This window comes from Mycobacterium scrofulaceum, assembly GCF_001667885.1.
GTDB classification, from domain to species: domain Bacteria; phylum Actinomycetota; class Actinomycetes; order Mycobacteriales; family Mycobacteriaceae; genus Mycobacterium; species Mycobacterium scrofulaceum_C.
This window is the reverse complement of sequence record NZ_LZJW01000169.1, coordinates 1-1,120: the sequence shown is the minus strand read 5'-3', so window position 1 is coordinate 1,120 and position 1,120 is coordinate 1. Positions and strand designations below refer to the sequence as shown.

Sequence of the window (1,120 nt, the reverse complement as noted above, 5' to 3'; positions counted from 1 at the left end):
CCGCCGAGCCCGCCGCGCTGCGCGCCGCGCTGGCCGACCGGCTGCCCGGCTTCATGGTGCCCGCCGCGATCGTCGCGATCGATACCCTGCCGATCACGGTCAACGGCAAACTCGACACCCGCGCCCTGCCTGCACCCGACTACCTAAACCTCGACCACTACCGCGCCCCGACCACCCCCGTCGAGGAAGTCCTGGCCGCCATCTACGCCGAGATCCTCGGAGTGGAGCGAGTCGGCGTCGACGACTCCTTCTTCGACCTCGGCGGCGACAGCATCCTGTCGATGCAAGTAGTCGCCAGGGCCCGCGCGGCCGGGTTGGCCTGCCGTCCGCGTGACATCATCGTCGAGCAGACCGTTGCCCGGCTGGCCCGCATCCCTGGCATCACCGACGGTCATGAACGGATCACCGACGAAGGGATCGGGCCCGTCAAGCCCGTGCCAATCATGCACTGGCTGTTCGACATTGACGGCCCGATCGACCAGTTCAACCAAACCATGGTCCTGCACGCACCGCCGAGCGCAACGCACGCCGAGGTGCTCGCCGTGCTGCAAGCGCTGCTCGACCGCCACCCGATGCTGCGGGCACGGGCCGATACGAGCGCGCGGTCCCTGGCCGTTCCCGGGCCCGGGGCGGTCGACGGCGCTCAGTGCCTGCACACCGTCGACGCGCTGACCGATGATGTCCTCGGCCAGGCCAGGTCCCGGCTCGACCCCGGCGGTGGCGTGATGCTCAGCGCGCTGTGGGTTTCCACTACCGGCCAGCTGGTGGTGATCGTTCATCATCTGGCCGTGGATGCGGTGTCGTGGCGGATCCTGTTGGAGGACTTCAACATCGCGTGGGCCCAGTACCACCACGGACAGCCGATCACCCTGCCCCAAACCGGCACCTCATTCCAGCGGTGGGCCGCGCTGCTCGACGAGCACGCCCACACCCCGGCCGTCACCGCACAGGCCGACACCTGGCGACACATCAGCGGCATCCCGGCCGCGCTGCCCCCACCGCGGCCCAGCGACACCTTTACCAGCGCCGGACACCTGACGGCCACCCTGGACGCCGAGACCACCCAGGTGTTGCTCACCGACGCCCCGGCGGCCTTCCACACCGGCATCCACGACATCCT

At 69.6% G+C, this 1,120-nt stretch carries 1 protein-coding gene; it reads left to right on the top strand.

All coding sequences use genetic code 11. The annotated features are described in order from the left end of the window. Window positions 1-1,120, top strand: a 1,120-nt coding sequence (locus tag A5681_RS23660) for a condensation domain-containing protein (protein WP_231996403.1), incomplete at both ends; no start/stop codon positions are given.